This window comes from Azospirillum oryzae (genome assembly GCF_008364795.1).
Classification (GTDB): Bacteria; Pseudomonadota; Alphaproteobacteria; order Azospirillales; family Azospirillaceae; genus Azospirillum; species Azospirillum oryzae.
Genome location: NZ_VTTM01000015.1, coordinates 100,838 through 124,529 on the forward strand (window position 1 = coordinate 100,838; position 23,692 = coordinate 124,529).

Here is a 23,692-nt window from a genome sequence, read left to right on the forward strand (position 1 = left end):
GCGGCGATTTTTTGCAGTGCTTGCTGGATGGCGGCAGGCGACGGGACGGGGCGCTGAATTTCCTGATCGCAGCCCGGTCCGAAATTGTTCGTCATGCCTACTTTAAGTACACAGAACCATAACTGTCCAATACGATTCTCGACCTGCATGATGCCTAAAAGAATATGGCCGGCCTAAAAATCAGGCCCAAGCTCAGGTCGAAAAAACGGCCGGGCAGCGCAGGGCCGCCCGGCCGTGAGGTGACCCTGCTCCAGTCCGGAACAGGGCCGACGCACCCGAGGGAGAGCGCGCCGGGACGCAACCGCCGCGGCGGGATGGAGAGAAACACCGCGGGCGGCGCGAAGCCGAAAGAAAGGGCCAGGACGTCAACCGGCCGGTATCAGAAGGCGAGGCCCTTAGAAAGCAAGGCCCTTAGAAAGCAAGATTGGCCTGGACCAGGAACATGTCGCCCTTGTCGCTGTTGGCGGCGACGTCGGAGCTGAGCTTGAAGTGGTTGTATTCCGGCCCGATGGCGAAGCCGGGGGCGACGACATACTTGGCGCCGACGGTGATCAGCTCGAACTTGGACCGGCCGCGCACGGTCAGGTCGCCGGCGTCCTTGGCGTTCAGGTAGCCGACGCCCAGCGTGGTGGGCCCGAAGGTGTACTGCGCGCCGACAGTCCAGACATCCTGCTTCTCGCGGCTGACGATGCCGGCGGTGCTGGACTTGGCATAGCCGCTGTCGCCCGACCAGGCATAGCTGCCGCCGACCTTCAACCCGCCATAGGCAACCGTCAGGCCGGCATGGGTGGAGGACAGATCGTCGAAGCTCGCCCCCGTGAGGCTGGAGTCCTTGGCCTTGCCGCCCAGATAGAACAGGCTGCCGTTGATCGCCACACCGCCGAAGCTGTTGGTATAGGTGCCGCCGACCTCGTAGACGTCGCGATAGGCGCCGGTGCGGTTGGCCGAGGCGAGCGCGAACTTGGAGCGGTTGACGTCGGTGCCGCTGCTGTCCGACGACGGCTGGTAGGAGGCGCCGAGCTTGAAGCCGGCGATCTCCGGCGTCCAGTAGGTGGCGCGGGTGGCGCTGTTGCCGGAGATCAGGGCGCGGATGTTGCCGATGGTGACCGGCGCGTTGGTCGCGCTGTTGCCGAGCCAGGACGGGAAGGAGCCGTCGACGCCGCCGGTGCCCCAGTCGGACGGGGCGATGATGCCGCTGTCGTCGGACGGGCCGTTTTCCACGCCCATATGCACGGTGCCGAAGCTGCCGTTGACGAACAGGAAGGCGCGGTCGTAGGTGGCGGTGCGGGCGTTGCTGGTGCCGTTCTCGGCCAGCAGGCGCAGGCGGGCGCCGTATTCCAGCCCGTTGTCGGCCTTGGCCTTCGGCGTCACCAGCAGGCGCAGGCGGTTGCGGAACTCGGTGGAGCGCAGGCCGGCGTCACGGTCCTGGTCGACATAGCCGGCCTCGAAATAGGCGTCGCCGCCGATGACCACGTCGAACTTGGACTGGGCGAAGGCCGGGCCGGCTCCCAAGACGGAGACGAGCGAAAGGGTGGCTGCGCCAAGCAGCAGAGCGGATCTCACCATCAGGGTTTCCTCTTAATGCGGTTTGTTCTTGCTTCGGTACCGTGTGCGGGAGCGATGCTTCGGCGGTGCGCGGACGCACGCCGTCCCCGGCCGCCGAATCCGGCACGCGGCCGGTTCCGACGGTTTGCCCTGCGTCAGCGCTCCCTCTGACGCAGCCGTTGCGGGTTGCTGGTGTCGGTCAGTCCTTTCCGAGCGTCCCGTCGACCCGCCGCCACAGCCCCAGCGGGTTGCCGTCGCGCAAGGCCTCCGGCAGCAGGTCGGGCGGCAGGTCCTGGTAGCAGACCGGGCGCAGGAAGCGGCGGATCGCCAGCGTGCCGACCGAGGTGCTGCGCGGGTCCGAGGTCGCCGGGAACGGGCCGCCATGCACCATCGCGTGGCAGACCTCCACCCCCGTCGGCCAGCCGTTCGCCAGGATGCGGCCGGCCTTGCGCTCCAGCGTCGGGATCAGTCCGGCCACCGCCGCCTTGTCCGCCGCGTCCATCTGCAGGGTTGCCGTCAGCTGCCCTTCCAGCTTTTCCGCCACCGCCGTCATCGCCGCCACGTCGGGGCAGCGGATCAGCAGCGAGGCGGCGCCGAACACCTCCTCCTGCAACTCGGTGTCGGCCAGGAAGGCGTCCGCCGTCGTGGTGAAGAAGGCCGCCTGCGCCTGGTTCGGGCCGCTGCAGGCCAGACCGCGCGCCAGCGTCGTCACCGCGCCGCTGCCGGCCAGCTTGGCGACGCCGGCGTCATAGGCGGCATGGATGCCCGGCGTCAGCATGGTCGAAGCCGTGCTGCCGCCGAGAGCCGCAACCGCAGCATCGACGAAGCGGTCGAGGTCCGGCCCCTCGACGCCCAGCAGGATGCCGGGGTTGGTGCAGAACTGCCCGGCGCCCATGGTCAGCGAGGCGACGAACGCCTTGCCCAGCGCCTCGGCGCGCGACGCCAGCGCCGCCGGCATCAGGAAGACCGGGTTGATGCTGCTCATCTCGGCATAGACCGGGATCGGTTCCGGCCGCCGGGACGCCACCTCCATCAGCGCCAGCCCGCCGCGGCGCGAGCCGGTGAAGCCCACCGCCTTGATGCGCGGATCGGCGACCAGCGCCGTGCCGATCTCGTTGCCGGTGCCGAACAGCAGCGAGAACACCCCCTCCGGCAGGCCGCAGGAGGCGACCGCCGCCTGGATGGCGCGGCCGACCAGTTCCGAGGTGCCGGGATGGGCGCCATGGCCCTTGACCACGACGGGACAGCCGGCGGCGAAGGCCGACGCGGTGTCCCCGCCGGCCACCGAGAAGGCGAGCGGGAAGTTCGACGCGCCGAACACCGCGACCGGCCCCAGCGGGATGTGGCGCTGGCGGATGTCGGATCGGGGCAGCGGCGTGCGCGCCGGCAGGGCCGGGTCGATGCGGGCCTCGATCCAGCTGCCCTCGCGCACCACCTGGGCGAACAGGCGGAGCTGGCCGACGGTGCGCCCGCGCTCGCCCTCCAGCCGGGCGCGCGGCAGGCCGCTCTCGGCCATGGCGCGGGTGATGAGGTCGTCGCCGATGTCGAGGATGTTCTGGGCGACCGTCTCCAGGAAGGCCGCGCGCTGCTCCAGGCCGGTCTCGCGGAAGCCGTCGAAGGCGGCCCAGGCCAGCGCGCAGGCACGCTCCACCTCGGCCGCGCCGCCGCCGCCGAAGACGGGGTCCAGCGCCTCGCCGGTGGCGGGGTCGACGGCGCGGAACCCGCCCTGGCCGCCGCGGTGGGCGCTCGCGCCGATCAGCATCTCGCCGGTGATGGTCATGTGGGGTCTTCTCCTTGGAAGCCGCTCAGCGCGCCCAGCGCAACACCAGCGGATCGAGCCGCCGCGCCGCGTCGAGCAGCCCTTCGCGGCTCATCGGATGCGGATTGGCCGTCGGGTGGCGCATCGCGTCGGACGTGATGACGCCGCCCTCCTTCATCAGGATCTTCGCGGTGGCGATGCCGCACTGGCGGTTTTCGTGGTTGATCAGCGGCAGCCAGCGCCCATAGGCCGCCACCGCCGCCTCGCGGTCGCCCGCCAGATAGGGGTCGACGATCTGCCGGATGCCGTCGGGATAGCCGCCGCCGGTCATCGCCCCCGTCGCCCCGGCGTCGAGGTCGGCCAGCAGCGTGATCGCCTCCTCGCCGTCCCAAGGGCCTTCGATGGCGTCGCCGCCCAGTTCGATCAGCGTGCGCAGCTTTGCCGCCGCCTGCGGCACCTCGATCTTGAAGTAGGAGACGTTGGCGATTTCCCGCGCCATCCGCGCCAGCAGAGGCGCGGACAGCGAGGTGCCGCTGACCGGCGCGTCCTGGATCATGATCGGGATGTCGATGGCGTCCGACACCCGCTGGAAGAACTCGACGATGCCGGCCTCCGGCACCCGGATGGTGGCGCCGTGATAGGGCGGCATCACCATCACCATGGCGGCCCCCAGATCCTGGGCGCGGCGGCTGCGGTCGGCGCAGGCGCGGGTGCTGAAATGGGTGGTGGTGACGATCACCGGCACCCGGCCGGCGACATGGGCCAGCATCGTCTCCATCAGCACCGTGCGCTCGTCGTCGGTCAGCACGAACTGTTCGGAGAAGTTGGCGAGGATGCACAGGCCGGTGGAGCCGGCGTCGATCATGAAGTCGACGCAGCGCTTCTGACCGTCGAGGTCCAGTTCTCCCGCTTCGGTGAAGATGGTGGGGACGACGGGGAAGACGCCGCGATAGGGGCGTGCGCTGGGCGGCATGGCGAAAGTATCCTCTATCGAAATCCAGTCGGCGGTCAGCGCGAGGCGGGTCCGAACCCGCAAGCCGGCAGGCCGCGCACGCCGGGGTCGCACTCGAACAGCGCGCCGGCCAGCGGTTCCTCGTCCCGGCCATGCGCCGCGGTGGTGATGAACATCCGATCCAGATCGGGACCGGCGAAGACGCAGGAGGTGACGCGGGACACCGGCAGCGCGATAACGCGATCCAGCGTCCCGTCGGGGCGGAAGCGGCTGACCCGGGCGCCGTCCCAATGGGCGATCCACAGCCCGCCCGCGGCGTCGCAGGTCATGCCGTCGGGATAGCCGTCCGCCTCGGTGAAGCGGATGTGGACGCGCTTGCCCGACAGGCTGCCGTCGGCGCCGATGTCGAAGGCGTAGACCGTCCGCGCCGCGCTGTCGGTGTGGTAGATCGTCCGCCCGTCCGGCGACAGCGCCGGCCCGTTGGCGACGGTGTAGCCCTGATCGACCCGCGTGACCGAACCGTCGCCGTCGATCCGGTAGAAGCTGCCGGCCGGCGCCTCCTCCGCATCGTCCATGCTGCCGACCCACAGCCGGCCGTCACGGTCGGCCTTGCCGTCGTTCAGGCGGTTGCCCGGCATGTCCGGCTCGATCCGCGCGATCTCCTCGGCAACCGTCGCCTGCCCCGGCTCCAGCCGCAGCCGGACCACACGGCGCGAGCGCAGCCCGGCGATGAAGCCATCGCCGTCGGCGCTCTCCACCAGCCAGCAGGCGGCATCATCCAGTTCCCAGCCCGCCTGCGAATCATCAGACAAACCGTGGCGCAGGATGCGGGAGCCCCGGATATCGACGAAATACACGGCATCCTGCCGCGGGGACCAGAGCGGACCCTCCCCCAGCAGCGCCCGAGCCTGCCAGACGCACCGCGCTTCCTGCGCCATACCGCTCGACCCCCCTCACCCTGGCGGACCGCCATTCGCCGGCGGCCTTTTCAAAATTTGTTGACGGCCCAAACGATAAGGGGCCACTTGATAATCGTCCAATATGAAGATCGGCGTTTGCGATATCAAATGTCGTATCCCGACATCCCCAATCCCGGCGCCGCTGCCCCACCGGAGGCATACCCCCTTGACCCCGCAACGCTTTTCACCGAACTGGTTCCAGAAGGCGCGGCTGAAGCTGCGCCATCTCCAGCTGTTCGCGGCGCTCGATGAACACCGCAACCTGCACCGCGCCGCCGCCAGCCTGAACATGTCGCAGCCCGCCGCCTCCAAACTGCTGGGCGATCTGGAGGAAACGCTGGGGATCGAGCTGTTCGACCGCCATGGCCGCGGCATCGAGCCGAACTGGTACGGCAGCCTCATGATCCGCCACGCCCGGATGATCCTCAGCGAGCTGCAGGAGACGGGGGAGGAGCTGAACGCCCTGCTCGCCGGCCACAGTGGCCGGGTTTCCATCGGCACGGTGATGGCCCCGGCGGTGGAACTGGTGGTCCCGGTCATCAGCAGCCTGACCCGCGAGCATCCCAATCTGAAGGTCGCGGTGGCGGTGGAGACCAGCGACGTGCTGGCCGACCGCGTTCACCAGGGAGTGATGGATTTCGCCATCGGCCGCCTGCCCGGCCATTACGACCCCACCGCCTTCGAATATCAGGAGATCAGCAGCGAGGAACTGTGCTTCATCTGCCGCGAGGGCAACCCCCTTCTGCAGCTGGGCCGTCCGCTGACCGCCGCCGACCTGTCCGATGCCACCTGGATCCTGCAGCCGGTCGGCACGCTGCTGCGCGACCGGGTGGAGGCGCTGTTCCGGGCCGAAGGCGCCCGGCTGCCGCACCGGGTGATCGAAAGCGCCTCTCCCGTCATCTCGATGGCGATGGTGGCGGAAACCGAGTCGATCACCGTCTTCGCCCGCGCGCTGGCCCAGGTGTTCTCGCCCAGCGGCTGCTGCGCCATCATGCCCTTCCACAAGCGTTTCAGCGTCGAGCCCTACGGCATCTTCTGGCTGAAGGACCGGCCGCTGTCGCCGGGCGCCCGCACCGTGCTGTCGGCGGTACGCGCGGCGTCGGAACTGAAGATGCGCCTCGTCGCCGCAGCCTCTCCCACCACTGCCGCCGCACAGTGACGACCGATACCGAAATGCATATCGATTTGCCGAATAATCATATTTGACAGTTATGGGAAAAGGGAGGATTGCTAGGGACACAAACCATCGCGTCCAACGCCATCCGCGCTACAGAACGCGGGGGCGGCGTATCGCGTGCCGTAGTAACGGGGAGGATTCCGGTCCATGTCGTCTGCCAAGCGCACTTCCTTCAGCTCCAAACTGGCCGGCCTCGCCGTCGGCCTGATCGTCGTCGCCGGCGCCGCCGTCCCGGCCACGGCCCAGGACAAGCCGACCGTCGGCATCGCCATGCCGACCAAGTCGTCGGCGCGCTGGATCGACGACGGCAACAACATGGTCAAGTATTTCCAGGAGAAGGGATACAAGACCGACCTGCAATATGCAGAGGACGACATCCCCAACCAGCTCGCCCAGATCGAGAACATGGTCACCAAGAACGACAAGGTTCTGGTGATCGCCGCCATCGACGGGACGACGCTGACCGACGTGCTGCAGAAGGCGGCGGAGCGCGGCGTGAAGGTCATCGCCTACGACCGCCTGATCCGCGGCTCGGCCAACGTCGATTACTACGCCACCTTCGACAATTTCCAGGTCGGCGTCCTCCAGGCCTCCTACATCGAGAAGGCGCTCGGGCTGAAGGACGGCAAGGGCCCGTTCAACATCGAGCTGTTCGGCGGCTCGCCCGATGACAACAACGCCTACTTCTTCTACAACGGCGCCATGTCGGTGCTGCAGCCCTACATCGACAGCGGCAAGCTGAAGGTGGGCAGCGGCCAGGTCGGCATGGACAAGGTGTCCACCCTGCGCTGGGACGGCGCGGTCGCCCAGGCCCGCATGGACAATCTGCTGAGCGCCTATTACGGCAACAAGCGGGTCGACGCCGTGCTGTCGCCCTATGACGGCCTCAGCATCGGCATCATCTCGTCGCTGAAGGGTGTGGGCTACGGTTCGGCGGCGCAGCCGATGCCGGTCGTCACCGGCCAGGACGCCGAGGTGCAGTCGGTCAAGTCGATCCTGGCGGGCGAGCAGCGCTCCACCGTCTTCAAGGACACCCGCGAACTGGCGAAGGTCACGGTGGGCATGGTCGACGACCTGCTGGCCGGCCGCACCCCGCAGGTCAACGACACCAAGACCTACGACAACGGCAAGAAAATCGTCCCCTCCTATCTGCTGAAGCCGGTGCTGGTCGACGCCACGAACTGGAAGCAGGTGCTGGTCGACGGCGGCTACTACAAGGAATCGCAGATCAAGTGAGTGAACGGCGCGGGAGCGGGGCGCCATCCGGCATCCCCTCCCGCGCCTCGCCTTGCGGAAGGTCGGGCGGTCAGAGGTTAATCCATGGACAGCATTCTTGAGATGCGCGGCATCACCAAGACGTTTCCGGGCGTCAAGGCGCTCGACAACGTCAACCTCTCGGTCCGCGAGGGGGAGATCCACGCGCTGATCGGCGAAAACGGCGCCGGAAAATCGACGCTGATGAAGGTGCTGAGCGGCGTCTACCCGCACGGCACCTACGAGGGCGAGATCCGCTTCCGCGGCCAGCCCGTCGCCTTTCGCGGCATCGCCGACAGCGAGAAGCTGGGCATCATCATCATCCACCAGGAACTGGCGCTGGTTCCGCTGCTGTCGATCACCGAGAACCTGTTTCTCGGCAACGAGCAGGCGAAACGGGGCCGGATCGACTGGGTCGCCGCCACCGCCCGCGCGCGCGAACTGCTGCGCATGGTCGGCCTGACCGATTCGCCGGAGACGCTGATCACCGACATCGGCGTCGGCAAGCAGCAGCTGGTCGAGATCGCCAAGGCCCTGTCCAAGGAGGTCAAGCTGCTGATCCTGGACGAGCCGACCGCCAGCCTGAACGAGAGCGACAGCGACGCGCTGCTGGCCCTGCTGCTGCGCTTCAAGGAACAGGGCATCTCCTCCATCCTGATCTCGCACAAGCTGAACGAGATCGCCAAGGTCGCCGACCGCGTCACCATCCTGCGCGACGGCACAACGGTGGAGACGCTGGACTGCCACGACGCGCCGATCAGCCAGGACCGCATCATCAAGGGCATGGTCGGCCGCGACCTCGCCGACCGCTATCCGCGCCGCACCAGCAACCCCGGCAACATCCTGTTCGAGGTGAAGGGCTGGAGCGCCGACCACCCCATCCATGCCGGCCGCCGCGTCGTCAAGGACATCGACCTGCATGTCCGCCGGGGCGAGGTGGTGGGCATCGCCGGGCTGATGGGCGCCGGCCGCACCGAATTCGCCATGAGCCTGTTCGGCCGCTCCTACGGCCGCAACATCCGCGGCCAGGCCTTCCTCGACGGGCGCGAGATCGACGTGTCCACGATAGCCAAGGCGATGGGCAACGGCCTCGCCTATGCCACCGAGGACCGCAAGCATTACGGCCTCGTGCTGGACAACGACATCCGCCACAACGTGACGCTGGCCAATCTGAACGGCGTCGCGAAGCGCGGCGTCATCCACCACGAGCGCGAGATCGAGGTCGCCAACGACTTCCGCCGCCGCCTGCGCATCCGCTGTTCCGACGTGTTCCAGCAGACGGTCAATCTGTCCGGCGGCAACCAGCAGAAGGTCGTGCTCAGCAAATGGCTGTTCGCCGACCCGAAGGTGCTGATCCTGGACGAGCCGACCCGCGGCATCGACGTCGGCGCCAAATATGAAATCTACACCATCGTCAACCAGCTGGTGGCCGAGGGCCGCGGCGTCATCCTGATCTCCTCGGAACTGCCGGAGCTTCTGGGTGTCGCCGACCGCATCTATGTGATGAACGAAGGCGCTTTGGTCGCCGAGATGCCGGCGGCCGAGGCCAGCCAGGAAAAGATCATGCACGCCATCATGTCGTCCGCCTCGAAAGCCACGGCGGCGCGCGCCGCCGTCGCCGCTGCCGCCTTGAACAATGGTGCTTTGGAGTCCCTGCAATGAGCGCCGAACTGAACCTGCCGGCCGCGCCGCCGCGCCAGGCCTCGATGGCCAAGTTCCTGAAGAGCCACATGCGCGATTACGGCATGCTGATCTCGCTGCTGGCGATCGTGGCGTTCTTCCAGTACATGACCAACGGCACGCTGCTGCAGCCGCTGAACCTGACCAACCTCGTGCTGCAGAACAGCTACATCGTCATCATGGCGCTGGGCATGCTGCTGGTGATCGTCGCCGGGCACATCGACCTGTCGGTGGGCTCCATCGTCGGCTTCATCGGCGCGCTGGCCGCCATCCTGATGGTGCAGTTCCACTGGCACTTCATCCCCACCGCCATCGTCAGCTTGGCGGCGGGTGCCGCCATCGGCGCCGCCCAGGGCTACTGGGTCGCGTACTTCCGCATACCGTCCTTCATCGTGACGCTGGCCGGCATGCTGGTCTTCCGCGGCCTCAGCCTCGCGCTGCTGGCCGGCCAGTCGGTCGGACCCTTCCCGGTTGAGTTCCAGCGCCTCAGCTCCGGCTTCATCCCGGACATCTTCGGCACCGAGGGCTTTCACACCACCACGATGGTGCTGTGCCTCGCCACCCCGGCGATCCTGATCGCCTTCAGCGTCGCCGCCCGCATGCGCCGCCACCGCTTCGCCATCGAACAGGAGCCGCTGGTCCTGTTCGTGCTGAAGAGCGCCGGGCTGTTCGCGGTGGTCGCCTATGTCGGCTGGCTGCTGTCCACCTACAAGGGCCTGCCGAACGTCCTCATCATCATGGCGCTGCTGATCGGCCTCTACGCCTTCGTTACCCGCGACACCACGATCGGCCGGCGCATCTATGCGTTGGGCGGCAACGAGAAGGCGGCCAAGCTGTCGGGCATCGATACCCGCCGCCTGTCCTTCTACACCTTCGTCAACATGGGCGTCCTGGCGGCACTCGCCGGCCTGATCTTCGCCGCCCGCCTCAACACCGCGACGCCGAAGGCCGGCGTGTCGTTCGAGCTGGACGTGATCGCCGCCTGCTTCATCGGCGGCGCCTCGGCCTCGGGCGGCGTCGGCCGGGTGACCGGTGCGGTGATCGGCGCCTTCATCATGGGCGTGATGAACAACGGCATGTCGATCGTCGGCATCGGCATCGACTGGCAGCAGGTGATCAAGGGTCTGGTGCTGCTCGCCGCCGTCTGCTTCGACGTCTACAACAAGGGCAAGGCCTGAGGCTTTCCGCCCCGACCGGACTTACCGCCATGACGCTCCCCACCCTCGGTCTCGTCGGCTTGGGCAAGATCGCCCGCGACCAGCACATCCCGGCGATTGCCGCCACCGGCCTGTTCGATCTCGCCGCCGTGGTCAGCCCGGACGGCGCCGGCACCGAAGGAGTTCCGACCTTCCGCTCCCAGGCGGAGATGCTGGCGGCATTGCCCCATCTCGACGCCGTGGCGCTCTGCACCCCGCCCGCCGTCCGCCACGGCCTCACGGTGGAGGCGCTCCGCGCCGGCAAGCATGTGCTGATCGAGAAGCCCCCCGCCGCCACCCTGTCGGAGCTTCACGATCTGGTGGCGGAGGCCGACATCGCCCGCCGCACCCTGTTCACCGCCTGGCATTCGCAGTTCAACCCGGCGGTGGAGGAAACCCGCCGCCGGCTGGCGGATGCCACCATCAGCAGCGTCGCCATCACCTGGAAGGAGGATGTGCGGCGCTGGCATCCGGGCCAGGACTGGATCTTCGCGGCCGGCGGATTCGGCGTCTTCGATCCCGGCATCAACGCCCTGTCGATCCTGACCGACATCCTGCCCGCCCCGGTCTTCGTCCGCGCCGCCGACCTCCATGTCCCGGCCAACCGCGACACGCCGATCGCCGCGACGTTGGAGATGGGTGCGGCCCCCGGATCCCGCATCGGCCGCGTCACCGCCGACTTCGACTTCCTCCAGCAGGGCGAGCAGACCTGGTCCATCGTCATCGAGACGGCGGACGGGCGCCTCGACCTCACCCATGGCGGCACCCGCCTGTTCGCGGACGGCGTGCCGGTGCTGGCCGAGCCCGACACCGAGTACCAGCGCATCTATCGCCACTTCCACCGGTTGATCGGCGATGGGGCGAGCGACGTCGACGGCCGTCCGCTGTCGCTGGTCGCCGACGCCTGCATGGTCGGGCGCTGGCACCGCACCGACTCCTTCGACTGGTAGAAGGCCCCGGGAGAGGGTCCGGCAACAGGGAGGTCCCGCATGTCCATCGCCACCCGTGTGCAAATCGGCACCCGCATCGGCCACCGGATCACCGCCGGCAGCGCCGGAATCCTGCTGTTCCTCGCCGCCGTCGCCGGGGTGGGCATCAACGCCCTGTCGGAGACGGAGACGGTGGTGCGCCGCAACGGCGTGCTGGCGGAGCAGGTGGTCGATCTCGGCCGCATGCAGACGCTGATGCTGGACATGCGGCTGAAGACCACAGCCTTCCTGCTGAACGGCCGCGATGAGGATGCCGACGCCGTCGCCTCCCTGTCGGCGGAGGCCGCCAACCTCGTCGCCGCCGTCGACCAGCGCCTGTCCGGCAGCGGCGACACGGCTTCTGTGCAACAGATGAAGGCGCGCGTCGCCCAATATGGCGACAGCTTCGCCGCCGTCCGCGCCGCCCACGCCCAGCGCAGCGAGGCGGTGGCCGAGGTGGCGAAATACGGGTCGAAGCTGCAGACCATGCTCAGCACCATCCTGACCAACGCCAAGGGCAGCGGCAACGTCGAGGCGCTGAACCTAGCGGCCCAGGCGGCGATGCATGTCCAGGCCGCCCGCACGGTCGCCGCCCGCTTCCAGGGGGAGGGCACCGCCGGCCTCGCCACCGCCACCCGGACGGAGCTGAAGACCGCCGCCCAGAATGGCGACACCATGGCGAAGACGCTGACCGACCCGGCCCTGCGCGGGCTGGTCGCCGCCTTCCTCAAGACGCTCGACGGCTATGCCGCCGGCTTCGACCGGCTGGTGGAGACGACGCAGCGCCGCGACGCCCTGGTGAACGACACGCTGACCCCGCTCGGCACCGCCATCGGCGAGCAGGCGCGGACCCTGACCGACCAGGGCGTCGCCGACGAACAGCAGCTGCGCGCCGACACCACTGCCGACATCGCCGGCTATCGCCGGGCGATGGCCATCGCGTCGGCCGCCGGCCTGATCCTCGGCCTTGCCGCCGCGGTGCTGATCGCCCGCAGCCTGTCGCGCCCGGTGGTCGCCATGACCGACGCCATGACCCGTCTGGCCGGCGGCGACCGCTCCGTCGCCATCCCCGGCCTCGACCGCCGCGACGAGATCGGCGGCATGGCCAAGGCGGTGCAGGTCTTCCAGGCCGGCCTGATCGAGGCCGACCGCATGGCCGCCGACAAGGCCGCCGAACATGAGGCCCGCGTCCGCCGCGGCGAACGCATCGACCGCCTGACCCAGGAGTTCGAGCGGATGGTGGAAAGCACGCTGGGCCGCGTCGCCAGCGCAGCATCCCAGTTGCAATCGACCGCCCACTCCATCCAATCGACGACCGACGAGACCAGCCGTCTGGCCGGCGACGCCGTCCGCAGTTCCGGCGAGACCACCGGCAGCGTCGAGACGGTGGCCGCCGCCGCCGAGGAACTCGCCGTCTCCATCGCCGCCATCAGCCAGCATGTCGCCCACAGCGCCCAGGTGACCGAGCAGGCGGTCGGCATCGCCCGCATCACCGACGAGACGGTGCGCAGCCTGACCGGCGTCGCCCGCCAGATCGGCGACGTGGTGCAGCTGATCGGCTCCATCGCCGCCCAGACCAACCTGCTGGCACTGAACGCCACCATCGAGGCGGCACGTGCCGGCGAGGCCGGGCGCGGCTTCGCCGTGGTGGCGAACGAGGTCAAGAGCCTCGCCGCCCAGACAGCCAAGGCGACCGAGGAGATCGAGACCCAGATCGCCGCCGTCCAGCGCGTCAGCAGCGAGGCGGCCGGCGCCATCACCGAGATCACCAAGGTGATCGGCGAGGTCAACGAGGTCTCCACCACCATCGCCAGCGCCATCGGCGAGCAGCGGGCCGCGACCCAAGAGATCAGCGGCAGCATCCAGCGCGCCGCCCGCGGCACCCAGGATGTCCGCGACAACATCACCGGCGTGACCCACGCCTTCCAGGCCACCAGCGACGCCTCGCGTCAGGTCAAATCCGCCGCCGACGGCCTGTCCGGCGAGGCCGACGACCTGCGCGGCTGCGTGTCGCGCTTCCTGGCCGACATGCGCGCAGCCTGACGCCGCCCTTACGAGACGCAACCATAACTCCGGCGCCGGGCCGTCCGGTCCGCGCCCCAACCTGAAACCGGTGTCGATATGTCCGAGACGAAGCCCCCCTTCCCCCCCAGCGCCAACGGTTCAGAGCGTCGGCTGCGGTCGCGCGCGTGGTTCGACAACCCCGCCAACCCCGACATGACCGCGCTCTATCTGGAGCGTTACCTGAACTTCGGCCTGACGCGGGAGGAGCTGCAGTCGGGCGCGCCGATCATCGGCATCGCCCAGACCGGGTCCGACCTCAGCCCCTGCAACCGCCACCATCTGGTTCTGGCCGAACGGCTGCGCGAAGGCATCCGCACCGCCGGCGGCATCGCCATCGAGTTTCCCGTCCACCCGATCCAGGAAACCGGCAAGCGGCCGACCGCCTCCATCGACCGCAACTTGGCATATCTCGGCCTGGTCGAGGTTCTGCACGGCTATCCGCTCGACGGCGTGGTGCTGACCATCGGCTGCGACAAGACCACGCCGGCCTGCCTGATGGCGGCGGCCACCGTCAACATCCCGGCCATCGCCCTGTCGGTCGGCCCGATGCTGAACGGCTGGTTCCGCGGCGAGCGCACCGGGTCGGGCACCATCGTGTGGAAGGCCCGCCAGATGATGGCGGCCGGCGAGATCGACTATCAGGGCTTCATCGAGCTGGTGGCCTCCTCGGCTCCCTCGACCGGCTACTGCAACACGATGGGCACCGCCTCCACCATGAATTCGCTGGCGGAGGTGCTGGGCATGCAGCTTCCCGGCTCCGCCGCCATCCCCGCGCCCTACCGCGAGCGCCAGCAGGCCGCCTACGAGACCGGCAAGCGCATCGTCGAGATGGTGCGCCAGGACATCAAGCCGTCGGACATCCTGACCCGCGACGCCTTCCTGAACGCCATCGTCGTCAACTCCGCCATCGGCGGCTCGACCAACGCGCCGATCCACATCAACGCCATCGCCAAGCACATCGGCGTGCCGCTGACGGTGGACGACTGGCAGACCCATGGCCTGGACATTCCGCTGCTGGTCAACCTCCAGCCCGCCGGCGAATATCTGGGCGAGGACTTCCACCGCGCCGGCGGCGTGCCGGCCGTCGTCGCCCAGCTGATGACCAAGGGCCTGATCCGCGAGGACGCCCCCAACGTCAACGGCCGCACCATCGGCGAAAACTGCCGTAACACCGAGATCCTCGACACCCGCGTCATCCACCCGATCGACGACCCGCTGAAGATCAACGCCGGCTTCGTCGTTCTGCGCGGCAACCTGTTCAACGCCGCCATCATGAAGACCAGCGTGATCTCCGACGAGTTCCGCGAGCGCTACCTTTCCAACCCGAAGGACCCGGAAGCCTTCGAAGCCAAGGTCGTCGTCTTCGACGGTCCGGAGGACTACCACCACCGCATCGACGACCCGTCGCTGGGCATCGACGCCTACACCATCCTGGTCATCCGCGGCGCCGGCCCAATCGGCTACCCCGGCGCCGCGGAGGTGGTGAACATGCGTCCCCCCGCCGACCTCATCAAGCAGGGCATCCATTCCCTGCCCTGCATCGGCGACGGCCGCCAGTCCGGCACGTCGGGCTCGCCCTCCATCCTCAATGCCTCGCCGGAGGCGGCGGCCGGCGGCAACCTCGGTCTGCTGCGCACCGGCGACCGCGTACGGATAGACCTGCGCCGCGGCAGCGCCGACATCCTGATCTCGGAAGCCGAACTGGCCGACCGCAAGGCCACCCTGGAGGCCGCCGGCGGCTACCCCGCCCCGCCGTCGCAGACGCCGTGGCAGGAAATCCAGCGCGGCATCGTCGACCAGCTGGACGAAGGCATGGTCCTGAAGCCGGCGGTCAAATACCAGCGCGTGGCGCAGACGATGGGGATCCCGCGCGACAATCATTGACAGAGCATCGGGGGCGCAAACGTGCGCCCCCTCCCCGCCTCTGCCCCCACGCATCCCAGCAATGCCCCACCATTTCGTGTGACTTTTCACGCGCGCCCTTGACGTACGCCTCCCTTTGCCCACATAAGCCTTCACGAAACATTCGATCCCAGCCGTCCGACGGCCGCCGCCAAGGCGCCTCCGGCCGGGTCCTCCCACCCCCGAGATCCGCATCGACGAGCGATGCACGCCCGTCCGGCAGCGTCGAATGCCGGCTTATGTGAGACGTACGACAGAGGCATGACGTTTGATTCAAAGCGGCGCCGGATGGCGCCGAACAACCGCGCACGCAACCGCAACCCGCGTCCGCGTGACGACTTCGACGGCTCCCGCCCGGCGACCATTCCGGTCCATGGCGGCGGCCCCACCGGCCCGGTTCCGGGCAAGGACGAGATCCTGTTCCTTCCGCTGGGCGGCTGTTCCCGCATCGGCATGAACATGGCGCTCTACGGTCACGCCGGCAAATGGCTGATCGTCGACGCCGGCGTCGCCTTCATGGGCGACGAGGCGCCGGGCATCGACAGCCTGATGGCCGATCCGGCCTTCATCGAAGAGCGGATGCAGGACGTCGTCGGCCTGGTGGTGACCCATGCGCACGAGGACCATATCGGCGCGATCCACCATCTGTGGCCGCGCCTGCGCTGCCCGATCTATGCCAGCCCCTTCGCCTCCCATATCATCCGGGACCGACTGAAGGAAAAGGGCGCCCACCGCGCCGCAAAGGTGCAGACCTTCGAGATCGGCGACACGCTGAACATCGGTCCCTTCCGGATCGAGACCATCGCCGTCACCCATTCGATCCCCGAACCGATGTCGCTGGCGATCCGCACGGCGGCCGGCACGGTCCTGCACACGGGCGATTGGAAGTTCGATCCCAACCCGCTGGTCGGCCGCAGCACCGATTTCGCAGCACTCAAGCGCCTGGGCGACGAAGGGCTGCTCGCCATGATGTGCGACAGCACCAACGCCGACGTGCCCGGCTCCACCGGGTCCGAGGCCGACGCCCGCGCCGGCCTGATCGGCGCCTTCGCTGGCCGTTCCGGCGCCATCGCGGTGACCGGCTTCGCCTCCAACGTCGCCCGCATGACCGCGGTGGCGGAAGCGGCGGCGGCGGTCGGGCGCAAGGTGGTTCTGGTCGGCCGCTCCATGCTGCGCATGGAAAAGGCGGCGCAGGCCTGCGGCTATCTCGACCATGTGCCGGACTTCATGGATGTCCGCGAGGCCTCCTGGACCCCGCGCGACCACCTCGTGTTCCTGTGCACCGGCAGCCAGGGCGAAGAACGGGCGGCGCTCAGCCGTCTGGCCCGCAACGAGCACCGCGAGCTGTGGCTGGAAGAGGGCGACACCGTCATCTTCTCCGCCCGCGCCATCCCCGGCAACGAGGAGGCTCTGGCCGAAATCCACGAGCATCTGCGCGGCATGGGCGTTGAGATCGTCACCCCGGCCGATGCGCCGGTCCATGTCTCCGGCCACCCGAAGCGCGACGACCTCGCCCGCATGTATGGTCTGGTCCGCCCGCGCTTCGCCGTGCCGGTCCATGGCACCATCGAGCATATGGAAGCCCACGCCCGCCTCGCCCGTTCCTGCGGCGTCGAACGCGCCCTGGTTCCGGAAGACGGCGACATCCTGCGCATCGCCAAGGAAGGCACCCGCGTCATCGGCCGCATCGAGCCGAAGCGCCTCGCCAACACCGGGCGTGACCTGATCCCCTGGATCCCGCCGGTGGCGGTGGATGCGGAGGAAGAGCGCGTCGCGGCCTGACCGCAACCCGCCTTCCCTTTCCAGACGGACAAAAGCGAACGGGCCATGTGGAGTGTTCCACATGGCCCGTTCGCTTTTTACGATACCCGAACCGTCATTCGGCCGGGGTGGCGACCATCGGAACCTCGATGGCGCGGGCCTGCAGCAGTTCCTTCCACTTCCGGAACGCGGCGATCAGGATGATGAAGCCCAGCACCAGCATGATGATCGAGATGCCGGCGTTGAAGGGGTTGTAGCCCTTGGCCGCCTTGTTCAGATAGACGTTGGCGATCATCCAGTAGCCGGCGACGTTCACCGTGACGAACAGGTAGGCCAGCGGGACCAGGCAGGTCAGCATGTAGATCCGCTTCTGGGCCAGCCGCAGGATGATGGTGGCGCCGATGATGAGGCCGACCGAAGCCATCAGCTGGTTCGACACGCCGAACAGGGCCCAGACCGAGTTGATGTCGCCCGAGGTCAGCAGATACCCCCAGGCCACGCAGGCGATGACGCTGGCGATGATCGAACCGGGGACCCAGTCCAGCCGCTTCATCGGGGCATAGATGTCGCCCAGCAGGTCCTGGATCAGGTAACGGGCAACGCGGGTGCCGCTGTCCACGGCGGTCAGGATGAACACCGCCTCGAACATCACGACGAACTGGAAGAAGTAGGAGGCGAGGCTGTTGAACCACGGAACGCGGGTGAAGATCTCGGTCATGCCGACCGCCAGGGTCACCGCACCGCCGGTCCGGCCATAGAGGTCGAGACCGATCTCATTGCTCAGCCGCGGCAGGTCCACGACATTCATGCCCAGGGCCTTGAAGGCGGCCGGCGCGGAGTTGATGGCGAAGTAATCGGCCGGATGCAGCGAGGTCGCGGCGATCAGCGCCATGACGCCGACCAGGCATTCCGCCAGCATGCCGCCGAAGGCCACCGGACGGATGTCGCTCCACTTGTCGATCAGCTTGGGCGTGGTGCCCGACCCGATGAAGGCATGGAAGCCGGAAATGGCGCCGCAGGCGATGGTGATCGAGATGAAGGGCCAGACCGGGCCGTTCAGCACCGGGCCGCCGCCATGGATGAAGTCGGTCAGGGCGGGGAAGCGGATTTCCGGGTTGATGAAGACGACGCCGACGACCAGCGCGCCGAACACGCCGACCTTCATGAAGCTGGACAGGTAACCGCGCGGGGTCAGCAGCAGCCACACCGGAAGCGCGGTGGCGAAGAAGGCATAGACCGGCAGGATGACGGCGACCGTCTCGGCGTGCAGCGTCAGCCACTCGCCCAGCAGAGTGCCCTGGATGTAGGGGCCGGCGAAGACCGAGGCGGCGATGGCGGCGATGCCGACCTGGGTGGCGCCCTTGGACGAGCCGGTGATCTTCTCGTAGAGGCCCAGCGCGATGGCGATCGGGATCGTCATGAACACCGCGAAAGCGCCCCAGGCGTTGCGTTCCAGCGCATGGACGACGACCATCGACAGGCCGGCCATGGTGATGGTGATGATGAACAGCATCGCCAGACCGGTGCACCAGCCGGCGACCGGGCCGAGTTCGGCCTTGGCGACCTCCGACAGCGACTGTCCCTTGTGCTTCATCGAGGCGAACAGCACGACGGTGTCGTGCACCGCGCCGCCGATGACGCAGCCGATCAGCAGCCACAGGAAGCTCGGCAGATAGCCGAACTGGGCGGCCAGCACCGGGCCGACCAGCGGGCCGGCGGCGGCGATGGCGGCGAAATGCTGCCCGGCATTCACCCACTTCTTGGTGGGCACATAGTTTCGGCCGTCCGCCAGCATGTGGGACGGGGTGACTTCCGAATCGTCGGCACGGAGAACCTTGCGCACGAAGAACACGCCGTAGAAGCGGTAGCAGAGCGCAAGAATGCAGAGTGTCGCGATCACAAAGGTTAGGGCGTGATCCATGACGGCTCTCCTGAGAAAGGATATGCCGCCGGTGTACGCCCGCCGCGGAGCCCCGTGTGGTGGAATGCCGCGAGCGGCAGCCGGGAGGTGCTGAGCGGCAGCCGGCAGGGGGCGAGCGGCGGCGCTCAAGCCTCCGGATGCGCCTGCCCGAACGGTCGGGAGTCGCGCCCGCCCCGCCCACGCTCACTTGCCGCCGGTGACGTCCAGGAAGGTGCCGGTGATGAAGGAGGCCTCGGCGCTCGCCAGCCACAGGATCGCCCGCGCGACCTCCTCGGGCTGGCCGCCCCGTCCCATCGGGATCGACTCCTTGACGCGATCCACCCGCCCCGGCTCCCCGCCGCTCGCATGCATGTCGGTGTAGATGTGTCCGGGGCGGATGCAGTTGACGCGGATGCCGTCCCGCGCGACCTCCTTGGCGAAGCCGATGGTGAAGGTCTCCAGGGCGCCCTTGGAGGCGGCATAGTCGACATATTCGTTCGGGCTGCCGAGCCGGGCCGATGCCGACGAGATGTTGATGACCACGCCGCCCCGCCCGTCGTGGCGATGCGACATGCGCTTGGCCGCCTGCTGCGCGCAGAGGATCGGGCCGATCGCGTTGACCGCGAAGATGCGCTGCATCCGCTCGAAGCCGAGTTCCTCGGTCCGGCACTGCCGCGCGAGCACCGCGGCGTTGTTGACCAGCACGTCGATCCGGCCGAACTCGCGGTCGATCGCCTCGAACAGTGCCGCGACCTGCGCCGGATCCGCGCTGTCGGCGCGCATCGCCAACCCCCGGCGCCCCAGGGCTTCGACATCCGCCACCACGGCACGGGCGGCGGTCTCGTCGGAAACGAAGCTGATCGCGACATCATAGCCCTGGGCGGCGGCAAGCCTTGCGGTCGCGGCGCCGACGCCACGCCCGCCACCCGTTATCAGTATCAGCGGTGCTTGAGAGTCGATGGTCATTGAAACGATCTCCATGTGGTGGCTGGACGGTCACGCGGAACGCGGAAGGCCGGGCTTCCCATGCGGTTCCGCGGCGGCGGCGCCCAGATGGGGCCTCAGCATCAGGACGAGCGGAACGATCAGGGCGGCGGTTGCCGCCGAGGCCAGCACGCCGGTCGTCTGGCTGCTGTGGTCGGCGATTGCGCCGTAGAGGATCGGGGCCAGACCGCCGGACCCGATGACGCTGGTGTAGAAGACCGCGAAGGCCCGGCCGGTATCACCGTTGGAAAGCTCCGGCACGGTGCCGTAGAGCACCGAGGAGGTGCCGTTGAGCACGATGCCGAGCAGCGGCAGCAGGACAAGCGTCGGCGTCAGCGAGGTGAGCAGCGTCGCCGCGATCAGCACGGCCGTGGCGGCTTCGGTCACCATGACGCTGCCGACGACCCCCAGCCGCTCCCCGAGCAGGCCGCAGGTCGCCTTTCCCAGCGCACCGCCGATGAACAGCAGGGCAAGGGCCAGTCCGACCGTCGCCGAATCCCCGCCCTGGCCCTGGATGAGGAAGGGCAGGAAGAGCAGATAGCCCATGCGGGTCGCGGTATCGAGCGCGCCGATCACCGTCAGGATGCCGAAGCCGCCGCGGCCTTGGCCCGAAGCCGTCCCCGTCTTTGCGGCCCTGGCGATGGGAGCTGCCGGCGCCAGCGGCAGCAGGGCGATCGACAGGACGAGTCCGATCGCCGCCATCAGCCCCAGCACCGGCTGCCAGCCCAAGGTCGGCAACAGCACCGCGACGAGCGCCGGCAGCGCCGCTTTGCCGAGATCGCCTGAAAAATTGTAGATGCCGAGCGGATGCCGCGATGCCGCACCGTAGCTGACGGTGACGAGCATCGAGCCGCAGGGGTGCTGGATGCTCGATCCGATGCCGGCAACGACGAGGCCAACGCACAGACCCGGCAAGCCGAACGGCAATGCCATGATCAGCAAGCCCGTCGCCGCGAGGACGGTCGACAGGATCAGCGCCGCCCGCGGCGACAGGCCGCGAAGGGCCCGGTCAGCCGGGATTTGCAGTCCTCCCATCGTCCCTGAGTAAAGGGCGCGGATGATTGCAAGCATCGCATAGGAAAGGCCGAACTGCGCCTGCCATATCGGCAGGAAGACATAGAGGGCATCGGTGTACCCGTCATGCACCGCATGGGCAAGACACGCGCCCGTCAGGCTTTTCTTCTTCTCTGTCCACCAATGTTGCGGATTCATCTTCAATGGCTTTCCCGGAGGGGCGACAGGCATTGCCCGGCTGGTCTCAATGGGAAGGCAAGCTATACGTGTGAGATTTCAGCGACTAGTATGCTTTGAATCACGGGTACCGTTCGTTTTTCTCACGGATTGCCCTCGCGGATCGCCCTTAAGGACTGCCCATGCGCCGCCTTCCTCCCCTGAACGCCCTGCGCATCTTCGAGGTCGCGGCCCGAACCGGCAGCTATGCCGAAGCCGGGGCCGAACTCGGCCTCACCCATGGCGCGGTTAGCCGGCAGATCGCTGCGCTCGAAGGCTGGCTCGGGCAGAGGCTCTTCGTGAAGGATGGGCGCCGCATGGTCGCGACGCCGATGGCGAGGATCTTCGCCGCCGAGGTCGGCCTTTCCTTCGACCGGTTGGCCGTCGCGGCGGAAGCCTGCGGCCGGCCCGACGCGCGCCGCATCCTGCGGGTCAGTGCCCCGACCAGCTTCGCGATGCGCTGGCTGATCCCGCGGCTCGGCCGTTACCATGCCGACCATCCACAGGTCGAGGTGGTGGTTACGACGGTTTCGACCGTGCTTGAGGAACTGCGCGGCGGCGTCGACGTGGCGATCCGGCGCGGCGCCGCGCGGGAGCATGTGTGGCCTCAGCATCGCGTCGTTCCGGTGCTGGACGATGTGGATACGCTGATCATGAGCCCGGCCCTGTTCGCGCGACGGCCGATCATGAGCCCCGCCGACATCGAGGGACATACCCTGCTCGCGAGCGAAACCCGTGCCGGCGATTGGGCGAATTGGCTTGAGGCGGCAGGACTCCAGCATCTTGCCGGGCATCCCCGCCAGATATTCGATCACTTCTTCGTAACCCGTCAGGCGGTGGAGGATGGGCTTGGCATCGGGATCGGCCCGTTGCCGATGCTGGACATCGACGTCGCCAGCGGAAGGCTGATGACCCCGCTGCCGGAAATCCGGGTGCCGAGGACGGGGTACGTGGCCCTTGTTCCACGTCACGCCGATGCCGGGAACCTGGTTGCCGGCTTCGTCGACTGGCTTGTCGGGGAGGCGCGGGTGCCGCGCTGACGGGCCGGGCATCGGACCGCTCAAGCCCCGGAATGCGCCGCTCGGACCGCCAAACCGCCGCTCGCCGGAAACCGGCCCGGCGCGTGCGGGAAGGGCGCTATCGTGGGACGTCCCACAACGCCGGCCCCCGCCAGAGATCTCCGATGAACAGCTCCTGCCCCCGCACGCCCCTGCGCAAGGTCCTCGCCAACCTGCGTCGCCTGTTCAACGACGATTCCTATGACCGCTACCGCGAAGCCCAGGCCCGCCTCGCCCCGGAGCAGGAGCCGCTCGACGAGCGGTCCTTCAAGGCGCGGCAGATCCTGATGACTCTGGGACGCGGCTGCTGCGGCCGCTAACCCCCTCCCCCACCCCAGGTCCCGCCTCCGGGCTCAGCCCCGGCATCCGCGCCCGGCTGCCGCTGCGTTCCGAATAGGCGCGGGTCAGTTCCGCCCCGAACAGGAAGATCACCGCCGAATAATAGACCCACAGCAGGATCAGCACGAAGGACCCCGCCGCGCCATAGACCGTCACCACGCCGCTGGTGGCGATGTAGAAGCCGATCAGGAACTTGCCGACCGCGAACAGGAAGGCGTTCGCCGCCGCTCCCAGCCACACGTCGGTCCAGCGGATGTAGGCGTCGGGCAGGATGCGGTAGATAAGCGCGAACAGCCCGGTCAGCACCGTCCAGGATGTCACCATATCGACCAGCCACAACAGCGACGGCATCGCCGGCAGATAGTCGGTGGCCCAGCGGCCGGCAGCCGCCAGCGCGGCGCTGACCACCAGCGACACGATCAGCAGGAAGCCGATGGCGCCGATCAGCGCCAGCGCCTTCAGCCGGACACGCACCAGCCAAGTGATGGTCGATTCCTGCGGCGCCGCCACCCGCCAGATGCGGTTCAGCGCGGTCTGCAGCTCGACGAAGACGGTGGTGGCGCCAACCAGAATGGTGACGATGCCGATGATGCTGGCGACGATCCCGGTCTCCCGCGCGCCGGCCCGCGCGATCAGATCCTGCAGGGTCTGCCCGGCGTCGCGCCCGACCAGCGCGGTCAGTTGCTCGATCAAGGCGCCGCGCGCCGCTTCGTCACCGAACACCAGCCCGGCCAGCGCGATCACCAGGATCGCCAGCGGCGCCAGCGAGAAAATGGTGTAGAAGGCGATGGACGCCGCCATGCTCATCGCGTCGTCGTTCATCCAGCCATAGGCCGCATCGACCACGATCCCCCACCATCGCCGCACGCTGCCCATCGCCGACCTCCCGTCCCGAACCATCCCTGGGGTAACAGCGATGGCGGCCATTCGGTCATGGCGAGAGCCCTGCGGAACCGATCCGTGA

Annotated in this window: 18 protein-coding genes; 10 read left to right on the forward strand and 8 right to left on the reverse strand. The window is 68.3% G+C overall.

The annotated features are described in order from the left end of the window. Positions 1-411 precede the first annotated feature (411 nt). The 4 genes from FZ938_RS27380 to FZ938_RS27395 all read right to left on the reverse strand — a co-directional run bounded on the left by FZ938_RS27380 (position 412) and on the right by FZ938_RS27395 (position 5,194). A complete protein-coding gene (locus tag FZ938_RS27380) occupies positions 412-1,566 on the reverse strand; it encodes a porin (RefSeq protein ID WP_149201424.1) in 1,155 nt (384 codons plus the stop codon). A 178-nt stretch (positions 1,567-1,744) separates the two neighbouring features. Beyond that, positions 1,745-3,325: an aldehyde dehydrogenase (NADP(+)) gene (locus FZ938_RS27385; RefSeq protein WP_149201425.1), complete on the reverse strand. Its 1,581-nt coding sequence runs from the start codon at positions 3,323-3,325 to the stop codon at positions 1,745-1,747. Positions 3,326-3,350: 25 nt separating this feature from the next. Beyond that, positions 3,351-4,277, reverse strand: coding sequence for a dihydrodipicolinate synthase family protein (locus FZ938_RS27390; protein ID WP_149201426.1), 927 nt, complete (start codon positions 4,275-4,277; stop codon positions 3,351-3,353). Between the two features lie 35 nt (positions 4,278-4,312). Beyond that, positions 4,313-5,194, reverse strand: a complete 882-nt coding sequence (locus FZ938_RS27395) for an SMP-30/gluconolactonase/LRE family protein (protein ID WP_149201427.1) — start codon at positions 5,192-5,194, stop codon at positions 4,313-4,315. 187 nt (positions 5,195-5,381) lie between these two features. On the opposite strand from FZ938_RS27395, the gene FZ938_RS27400 reads away from it, so the two are divergent. The 8 genes from FZ938_RS27400 to FZ938_RS27435 all read left to right on the forward strand — a co-directional run bounded on the left by FZ938_RS27400 (position 5,382) and on the right by FZ938_RS27435 (position 17,238). Further along, on the forward strand, positions 5,382-6,374 hold the full coding sequence (locus FZ938_RS27400; protein WP_149201428.1) for a LysR family transcriptional regulator: 993 nt from the start codon (positions 5,382-5,384) through the stop codon (positions 6,372-6,374). A 165-nt stretch (positions 6,375-6,539) separates the two neighbouring features. Continuing rightward, positions 6,540-7,628, forward strand: a complete 1,089-nt coding sequence (chvE, locus tag FZ938_RS27405; RefSeq protein WP_149201429.1) for a multiple monosaccharide ABC transporter substrate-binding protein — start codon at positions 6,540-6,542, stop codon at positions 7,626-7,628. A gap of 84 nt (positions 7,629-7,712) precedes the next feature. After that, complete coding sequence (gene mmsA / locus FZ938_RS27410) at positions 7,713-9,308, forward strand: multiple monosaccharide ABC transporter ATP-binding protein (RefSeq protein ID WP_149201430.1); 1,596 nt, start codon at positions 7,713-7,715, stop codon at positions 9,306-9,308. Then, a complete protein-coding gene (gene mmsB, locus FZ938_RS27415) occupies positions 9,305-10,504 on the forward strand; it encodes a multiple monosaccharide ABC transporter permease (RefSeq protein WP_149201431.1) in 1,200 nt (399 codons plus the stop codon). The genes mmsA and mmsB overlap by 4 nt, the downstream gene beginning before the upstream one ends. A 29-nt stretch (positions 10,505-10,533) precedes the next feature. Next, on the forward strand, positions 10,534-11,472 hold the full coding sequence (locus FZ938_RS27420) for a Gfo/Idh/MocA family protein (RefSeq protein ID WP_149201432.1): 939 nt from the start codon (positions 10,534-10,536) through the stop codon (positions 11,470-11,472). 39 nt (positions 11,473-11,511) lie between these two features. Then, the gene (locus FZ938_RS31430) at positions 11,512-13,533 is read left to right on the forward strand and encodes a methyl-accepting chemotaxis protein (RefSeq protein WP_149201433.1); all 2,022 of its coding nucleotides are present in this window, start codon (positions 11,512-11,514) and stop codon (positions 13,531-13,533) included. Between the two features lie 78 nt (positions 13,534-13,611). Continuing rightward, a complete protein-coding gene (locus FZ938_RS27430; RefSeq protein WP_149201434.1) occupies positions 13,612-15,438 on the forward strand; it encodes an IlvD/Edd family dehydratase in 1,827 nt (608 codons plus the stop codon). A gap of 279 nt (positions 15,439-15,717) precedes the next feature. After that, positions 15,718-17,238, forward strand: coding sequence for a ribonuclease J (locus FZ938_RS27435; RefSeq protein WP_246457938.1), 1,521 nt, complete (start codon positions 15,718-15,720; stop codon positions 17,236-17,238). Positions 17,239-17,332: 94 nt separating this feature from the next. Here the strand turns inward: FZ938_RS27435 and FZ938_RS27440 are convergent, their stop codons facing one another. The 3 genes from FZ938_RS27440 to FZ938_RS27450 all read right to left on the reverse strand — a co-directional run bounded on the left by FZ938_RS27440 (position 17,333) and on the right by FZ938_RS27450 (position 21,313). Then, the gene (locus tag FZ938_RS27440; RefSeq protein WP_149201435.1) at positions 17,333-19,138 is read right to left on the reverse strand and encodes a carbon starvation CstA family protein; all 1,806 of its coding nucleotides are present in this window, start codon (positions 19,136-19,138) and stop codon (positions 17,333-17,335) included. Between the two features lie 183 nt (positions 19,139-19,321). Beyond that, positions 19,322-20,083 carry an SDR family oxidoreductase gene (locus tag FZ938_RS27445; protein WP_149201436.1) on the reverse strand — a complete coding sequence of 254 codons (762 nt, stop codon included), beginning with the start codon at positions 20,081-20,083 and terminating at the stop codon, positions 19,322-19,324. 30 nt (positions 20,084-20,113) lie between these two features. Then, entirely contained in the window at positions 20,114-21,313 is a 1,200-nt protein-coding gene (locus tag FZ938_RS27450) for an MFS transporter (RefSeq protein ID WP_211101181.1), read from the reverse strand. Between the two features lie 161 nt (positions 21,314-21,474). Between FZ938_RS27450 and FZ938_RS27455 the strand changes: the two genes are divergently transcribed. Together FZ938_RS27455 and FZ938_RS27460 are read left to right on the forward strand one after the other, a co-directional pair. Continuing rightward, complete coding sequence (locus FZ938_RS27455) at positions 21,475-22,371, forward strand: LysR substrate-binding domain-containing protein (protein ID WP_149201438.1); 897 nt, start codon at positions 21,475-21,477, stop codon at positions 22,369-22,371. 143 nt (positions 22,372-22,514) lie between these two features. After that, positions 22,515-22,709 carry a YbdD/YjiX family protein gene (locus tag FZ938_RS27460; RefSeq protein WP_149201439.1) on the forward strand — a complete coding sequence of 65 codons (195 nt, stop codon included), beginning with the start codon at positions 22,515-22,517 and terminating at the stop codon, positions 22,707-22,709. Here the strand turns inward: FZ938_RS27460 and FZ938_RS27465 are convergent. Further along, positions 22,657-23,604, reverse strand: a complete 948-nt coding sequence (locus FZ938_RS27465) for a YihY/virulence factor BrkB family protein (RefSeq protein WP_149201440.1) — start codon at positions 23,602-23,604, stop codon at positions 22,657-22,659. The two genes, FZ938_RS27460 and FZ938_RS27465, sit on opposite strands and share 53 nt — an antisense overlap. Between the last annotated feature and the right edge of the window lie 88 nt (positions 23,605-23,692).